7 protein-coding genes are annotated in these 7232 nt (G+C 43.6%); all 7 read right to left on the reverse strand.

Going from position 1 to position 7232, the window contains the following annotated elements; genetic code table 11:
* Nucleotides 1–1071: lipid-A-disaccharide synthase (gene lpxB / locus B7C60_RS10555; RefSeq protein WP_245869173.1), on the reverse strand; the 1071-nt coding region annotated here is incomplete at its 3' end.
* 153 nt (nucleotides 1072–1224) lie between these two features.
* Entirely contained in the window at nucleotides 1225–2013 is a 789-nt protein-coding gene (gene lpxA, locus B7C60_RS10560) for an acyl-ACP--UDP-N-acetylglucosamine O-acyltransferase (protein WP_099611611.1), read from the reverse strand.
* Between the two features lies 1 nt (nucleotide 2014).
* On the reverse strand, nucleotides 2015–2446 hold the full coding sequence (fabZ, locus tag B7C60_RS10565) for a 3-hydroxyacyl-ACP dehydratase FabZ (protein ID WP_170887214.1): 432 nt from the start codon (nucleotides 2444–2446) through the stop codon (nucleotides 2015–2017).
* A gap of 152 nt (nucleotides 2447–2598) precedes the next feature.
* Nucleotides 2599–3633, reverse strand: a complete 1035-nt coding sequence (gene lpxD, locus B7C60_RS10570) for a UDP-3-O-(3-hydroxymyristoyl)glucosamine N-acyltransferase (RefSeq protein ID WP_099611613.1) — start codon at nucleotides 3631–3633, stop codon at nucleotides 2599–2601.
* 18 nt (nucleotides 3634–3651) lie between these two features.
* A complete protein-coding gene (locus tag B7C60_RS10575; protein ID WP_099611667.1) occupies nucleotides 3652–4161 on the reverse strand; it encodes an OmpH family outer membrane protein in 510 nt (169 codons plus the stop codon).
* Between the two features lie 15 nt (nucleotides 4162–4176).
* The gene (gene bamA / locus B7C60_RS10580; protein WP_099611614.1) at nucleotides 4177–6585 is read right to left on the reverse strand and encodes an outer membrane protein assembly factor BamA; all 2409 of its coding nucleotides are present in this window, start codon (nucleotides 6583–6585) and stop codon (nucleotides 4177–4179) included.
* A 49-nt stretch (nucleotides 6586–6634) separates the two neighbouring features.
* On the reverse strand, nucleotides 6635–7232 hold a 598-nt coding region (gene rseP, locus B7C60_RS18895; RefSeq protein ID WP_245869175.1), incomplete at its 5' end, for an RIP metalloprotease RseP.

The following is a 7232-nucleotide window of genomic DNA, read 5'->3' on the forward strand; positions in this document are numbered from 1 at the left end:
TTCGGTAAACTGATTAATCAAGGTTTGATTATCGCTATTTAATAACTGATGAACGGCTTGGTACAAACGATCAACCGTACACTCTTCTTGTAATAGTTCTTTAACTAGCTCTTTTCCTGCTAAAATATTTGGCAATGAAACATAGGGAGTTTTTAATAAGCGTTTGGCTAGAAAGGCCGTTATCGCATTCACTTTGTAACCTACCACCATAGGCCGCTTAAGTAGCATACACTCTAGTGCCACGGTTCCCGATGCAAGCAGTACCACATCCGCGGCGGTAATGACATTGCGAGCGGTATCATCCACCAAAACAAAATTCAATTCAGGCGCAACTTTCTGCCATACAGTCTCAAACTGTTCTCGACGATGCGAATTAACAAGGGCAACGACAAACCCAAGTTCAGGATCATCTTGCTGTAGACGCTGGCAGGTTTTAATGAACGGTTCGGCTAATAATTTCATTTCACCACTACGGCTACCCGGTAACACCGCTAACCATCGTTTATCGGAGTTTAACCCTAACAGCTGCTGCGCCGCCTGCTGATCTGGCTGCATCGGTATGCTATCGGCCAATGTATGGCCGATAAATTCACACGGCACATTAAATTTGTCGTAAAAGGCTTTCTCAAAAGGAAGAAATGCCAGCACTAAATGAGTCGCCGCCGCTATGTTAAAAATACGCTTTTGTCGCCAAGCCCACACAGAAGGGCTGACATAATGGACCGTTTTAATCCCTGTTTTTTTCAAATCTAACTCAAGACGTAGATTGAAGTCCGGCGCATCAATCCCGACGAAAACATCCGGAGGGTTATCGGTAAAAAATCGTACCAATTCAGCCTTGACTTTCAATAGCCGCGGTAAACGCCCTAACACTTCGACTAGCCCCATCACGGCTAGCTCTTCCATATCAAATAGAGACTGACAACCCTGTGCGATCATTTTGGGGCCGCCAATACCGACAAATTCAGCATCAGGATGATGTGCTTTTATGGCTTTCATAAAACCTTCGCCCAATGTATCTCCTGAAAGCTCCCCCGCGACAATACCGATGCGTAATGGTTGCTGTTGCACGCTTCACTCCTCTTGCAAGATTTGATCTGCTTTAAAATACAAAAGATCGCCAAGTTGAGGCGATCTTTTCAACCAACAAATTAGAAAGCCTAGACCTTTGCTCATTCAATTTCACTCAAAGATCAACACATCCTAACCAAGTTCGTCGTCTAACTAACGAATGATCCCACGTGTTGAGTTTTCTAAGAAATTTAGGAAAAGCTTAACGGCTGGGTAATTGTCGATTTCTTTACTAATTTCAACTTTCGCCTCTTCTAAAGTGAGACCACTACGGTACAAGGCTTTATACGCACGACGAATTGCGTGGATTTCCGCTTTTTCAAATCCGCGACGTTTCAATCCTTCAATATTAATCCCGAATGGTGCACAGTGATTTCCTTGAGCCATGACATAAGGAGGAACATCTTGTACCGCGATAGAACCGCCACCAATCATACAGTGATCCCCGACTTGACAGAACTGATGAATGGCTGACATGCCACCAATAATCGCTTGATTACCCACTTGAACATGCCCAGCGAGAGTCGCATTGTTGGCAAAAATACAACGATCGCCTACCACACAGTCATGAGCCACATGTGCATTGATCATAAATAAGTTATCACTACCTACAATAGTGACACCTTGGTCCTGTATCGTACCACGATGCATCGTGACGCTTTCTCGAATCGTATTGCGATCACCGATAATCAATTGCGTCTCTTCACCCGCATATTTTAGATCTTGGCACGCTTCACCAATCGAAGCGAACTGAAAAATACGATTATCTTGACCCATTTTAGTCGGCCCTTTTACGACCACATGAGACAGTAGCTCTGTTCCCTCGCCGATTTCGACTTTACTGTCAACATAGCAAAATGGGCCAATTTTTACCTGAGCGCCAATGATAGCGCCTTCTTCCACCACCGCGGTTGGGTGGATTTGTGCCGTTGGATGAATCATCTTAAAACTCTCTGCGTGCACATTTTAATTCAGCGGAACAAACGATACCGCCATCCACTTTAGCGACACCGTTAAATAGCGCGATTCCGCGACGTTCTTTCAAAAATTCAACTTCAATAATAAGTTGATCCCCAGGCCCTACCGGTTTACGAAATTTAGCATTATCAATACTGGCAAAATAATACAGTTCGTTTTCTTTAGGCGCGCCAAAGGTTTTAAAAGCTAATAATCCAGTTGCTTGAGCCATCGCTTCAAGAATAAGTACCCCAGGAAAAACAGGGAACTTAGGGAAATGACCCGTAAACTGAGGTTCATTCACTGACACATTCTTAAGCCCAACAAGGTACTTTCCTTCTTGATAATCAGTCACTCGATCAATCAATAAAAAAGGATAACGGTGCGGAAGAAGCTCCTGAATTTCAGTGATATCCATCATTTTCTGTTCAGTAGTCAAAGTCATATTCCTATTTAAAATAGATTTAATGGTTGAACTCCCAGCCTCAGTAGGGGGAGCAAATGAGTCTTGGCGCATTATAGATGAAAAAGACTCGCACATTGCGAGCCTTTTTAGCAAAACAGTAAAAATTAACCGTCTGCTTTTTGCTCAAGTTGTTTTTCTACTATTTTTAAGCGTTTATTCATTTCATCAATTCGATGCACTCGTGCTGCAGTTTTGCGCCACTCTTTATTGGTTTGCAGTGGAATACCGGAAGAATACATACCTTTTTCTTCGATGCTGCGCATCACCATCCCCATGCCAGTAATCGTCACCCCATCTGCGATCTGGATGTGACCATTAAGAACAGAAGCACCGCCAATAATACAATATTTGCCAATCTGAGTACTGCCAGCAACCACGGTGCCACCCGCCATCGCGGTACCGTATCCAATATGAACATTATGCGCAATTTGCAGCTGATTATCGATGATGACATTATCTTCAATCACGGTATCATCAAGTGCACCACGGTCAATCGTGGTACAGGCTCCAATTTCCACTCGATTACCGATACGAACAGAACCAAGCTGTGGAATTTTTATCCACTCGCCACGCTCATTGGCATAACCGAATCCATCGGCACCAATCACAGTGCCTGACTGAATTAAGCAATGACTCCCAATTTGCACTCCGTGGTATATTGTGACGTTTGCCCATAGCTTGGTATGCTCACCTAATTGAGCATGCTTACCAACAAAGCAGCCCGCACCAATGACCACATGATCACCCAGTACAACACCCGTTTCAATCACCGCATTAGCACCAATTGAGACATGCTGCCCTACGGTTACATCATCCGCCACAACTGCACTGGCAGCGATACCTTCTGCTGCTGGTGACGGAGTGGTGTCCAACGCTTGGGCGACCTTAGCAAAAGCCACATAGGGGTCAGCAACCACGAGTACATTGGATGAGCATAATTCACGTTCAGACTCTTTCACCATAATCACAGTGGCTTGGCATTGAGCGAGATGTTTACTGTATTTAGGATTCGAAAGAAAGGTGACATTTCCTTCTTGCGCTCGATCCATCGGAGCGACTGCGTTGACGGTTGCACTGGCATCGCCATGCAACGTTCCCCCAGTAATGGTTGCCAAATCGGCTAAGGTCAGTGTTTTCATAGTATAAAAAAATGATTGTTATTTAATTGCTTGAATGACTTTTTCTGAAATATTGTATTCTGCTTTACCATATTGCATCGCACTGACATCAACAATGATGTCGTAGCCTTCTTTTTCCGCCACTTTTTGCACGGCATCTTGAATAATTTTAAACAGTTTTTGTTTCTCTTCATTTTCACGACGCGCGGAAGCTTGTTCTAATGCCTGAGCCTTGATTTTATATTTACTATCGAGTTGCCCGATTTCAATGCGCAGTTTTTCAACGTCATCTTGGCTCATTAGCTCGGCATCACGTCTCAACTTCTCAATTTTCGTTTTAGCTTGCGCTTGTAAGCTTTGTAGCTCTGCCGCTTTATCTTTGAACTCATCCTGCATTTGCTGAAGAACCACTTCACGTTGAGGCAGAGCTTGAAATACTTGTGCGGTATTAATGAAACCAATTTTTTGTGCTGCATCTGCAGCCTGAGCAAACAAGGCAGAACTAAGAACAATAAGACTAACACTGGCTGCTTTGATCGTATTTTTCAACATATTTTCCTCAAGTTAGAAGGTTCGTCCGATAGTGAATGTGAAGAATTCTTCGTTATCACCATCGTATTTTTTAATGGGTTTAGCAAGGGAGAATACCAGTGGCCCCATTGGAGACATCCATTGTAAAGCGACCCCATATGAAGCGCGATATTTACTCGGGTCTGAATAATCATAATAATAGCGGTTGCCATAACTCGCTCCCGCAGAACGATAATCAAACTCAGTATCCCACACACTGGCCATATCAATAAAGACGCTGGTACGAACTTGACTGCGCGCTTCATCAGAAGCAAACGGCGTCGGCACAATCAATTCCATACTCGCTAATGCGATGGCGTTGCCCCCCACCGAGTCATCAGTGGCGCTATCTTTACCATTATTCGAGCCAGAATAATCACGATACACCGCTTTAGGGCCGGCAGAGTTAGAGCCAAAGCCTCGCAAGGTAGTAAAACCACCGGCATAGAAGTTTTCATAAAATGGGTAAAGGTTATCTTTGCCATCGGTTTTTCCGTAACCATTACCATACCCTAAACGACCACGAAGCAGCAGAGTAAATTCATGTTTTTTCGTCAAAGGAATGTACTGGCGAACATCATATTGCAGCTTAAAAAATTGTGCATCAGAGCCTGGAACCGTCATTTTGGCAAACGCCCGTTGATGATTACCAGCGGTTGGGAAATACCCTTTATTGAGATTGTTACGCGTCCAAGCCACGTTGATATCAAAATCGTCGGTAAGCAAATTATCAGGGTTACAATCGCCTAAGTTACAGAGAAATTGCTCCACTTGTAGGTAAGGGGTGAGATTACCAATTTTGTTATGCGTGTACCCAACCCCAAATTCAAACCGGTTTAACTCATCGAAAGGAAAGCCCCATGTTAAGCTACTGCCATAACTTTGGTTGGTATAGTCAACAATCCCAGCTTCTGATGCCTCAAATTTGTTATAAAAGACCCGCCCGCCTAAACTAACACCATCAATATTCCAGTAAGGGTCTCGATACTCCAACGTGACGTTTTGTTGATAGTCATTGGTTGTCGCATTGACACTGACTCGATTACCCGTTCCCATAAAATTATCTTGGGTTACCCCAACGGTAAAACTAACCCCAGACTCAGTTCCATAACCGACACCAAAGTTAATACTACCTGAATTCGCTTCTTTCACACTGTAGACCAAGTCCACTTGATCGTCGGTTCCAGGTACACGAACGGTTTGTACATCAACGGTTTCAAAAAAGCCTAGACGGCTCAGACGAGCTTTGCCGGTATCAATCGCTTTTGAATTAAGCCAACTGCCTTCCATTTGACGCATTTCTCGGCGTAATACTTCATCACGCGTCGCGGTATTACCCGTAAAACGAATATCACGGACATACATACGCTTACCCGCTTCAACGTGTACAATCAGTGAAACTTGCTGGGTTTGGTCATCAAATTCCGGAATGGTTTGTACTTGAGGATAAGCATAACCAGCTTCGCCAAGTAGACGTTTAATCCCTTCTTCTAACTGAGTCACAGCGGAACCTTGATAAGTTTCTCCTGATTGAAAAGGAATTAACGCACGGAACTCTGCTTCCTTCCCAATCAGCTCGCCACGAAACTGGACATCTTTAACGGTATAAGGCAGCCCTTCGCTAAGGTTTAAAGTGATGTAAACCCCTTTTTTATCGGGCGAAATGGCCACTTGAGTGGAGTCAACTTTAAATTTTAGATAGCCACGATCCAAATAAAAACTGCGTAAGCCTTCAATATCAGCCGCAAGAACTTGTTTCTGATATTTATCATCAGAGAGAAAGTTCCACCATGAGAGGTCGACATTAAGATCAAAACGCGACAGCAACTCTTCGTTACTAAAAACCTGATTACCAATAAAGTTTATCTGCTGAATTTTAGCCGACACACCTTCGGTAAACACAAATTTCAAGTCAGCACGGTTACGAGGTAAAGGCGTGACTACGGCTTTCACGTTCGCATTGTACTTACCCACGCTGTAATAAAAATCTTCTAACCCTTTTTCAATATTACTTAATGTGGTTCGATCGAGCGCTTCTCCGACGCGGATGCCCGAAGCATCTAAATTTTGCTGAAGTTGCTCTTGCTTAATCGCTTTATTACCAGAGAAAGAAACGCTGGCAATGGTGGGACGTTCCTTAACTTGAACCACCAAAATGGAACCATCACGTAACACTTTCACATCGTCAAAGTTACCCGAAGCATATAACGCTTGAATAATTTGAGCGACATCTTGACCATCAACAGTATCGCCAATGCGCACTGGCATTTTTAATAAGGCAGCCCCAAGCGCAACACGTTGTAAACCTTGGATCTGAATGTCTTGGACAACAAAGTTTTCGGCACCATTGACTGATACACTCGTTGCGAGCAAGGTCGCTAACAGGATTTTTTTTATCGCCATATATGTTTTAGTTCTTCCTTACTACAAACCATTGCCTAATGCTTATCTATCACAGGCGAGTAAAATCGTTAAATATTGCCAACGCCATTAGGGAAAAAATGATCACGCCTCCGAGTCGGTAGCCTATTTCTTGTACTTTTTCCGGTACAGGCCGTCTTATTACAGCTTCAATCGCAAAGAAGAGCAAATGGCCACCGTCAAGCATAGGGAGTGGCACTAAGTTGATGATTCCAAGGTTAATACTAATTAAGGCTAAAAAACCTAAAAAGTAAACCAACCCGTAATCAGCGGTCGTACCAGCCCCTTTTGCAATTGAAATCGGCCCACTAAGGTTATTTAAACCCACATCACCGACAAGTAACTTTTTCAATAGGCTTAGTGTTAATTCAATCACTTGTCCCGTTTTGTCAAAAGCTCTATCGATCGACTCCAAAACACCAAATTGTAATTCAAAACGATACCCTTCTGGCCACGCTTCGACTTGAGGTGCGATACCCGCAAAACCAATTACCTCGCCACTTTTTAATGTTCGGCTGTCTGGCGTCAGCGATAAAAGAATCATATTTTGATCGCGTTCGACTGCCAAGGTTAACGCTTTATCGGGACTGGCTTGAATATCGGCCACAGCTTGCTGCCAATTGGCAATG

Origin of the sequence: Vibrio fujianensis (assembly GCF_002749895.1) — a bacterium.
GTDB lineage: Bacteria > Pseudomonadota > Gammaproteobacteria > Enterobacterales > Vibrionaceae > Vibrio > Vibrio fujianensis.

What these genes read in the sequence shown, in the direction of transcription:
- fabZ (WP_170887214.1), bottom strand. Translation starts at nt 2,446, where the DNA reads ATGGATATCACTGAAATTCAGGAGCTTCTTCCGCACCGTTATCCTTTT.
- lpxD (WP_099611613.1), bottom strand. Translation starts at nt 3,633, where the DNA reads ATGAAAACACTGACCTTAGCCGATTTGGCAACCATTACTGGGGGAACG.
- lpxA (WP_099611611.1), bottom strand. Translation starts at nt 2,013, where the DNA reads ATGATTCATCCAACGGCACAAATCCACCCAACCGCGGTGGTGGAAGAA.
- bamA (WP_099611614.1), bottom strand. Translation starts at nt 6,585, where the DNA reads ATGGCGATAAAAAAAATCCTGTTAGCGACCTTGCTCGCAACGAGTGTA.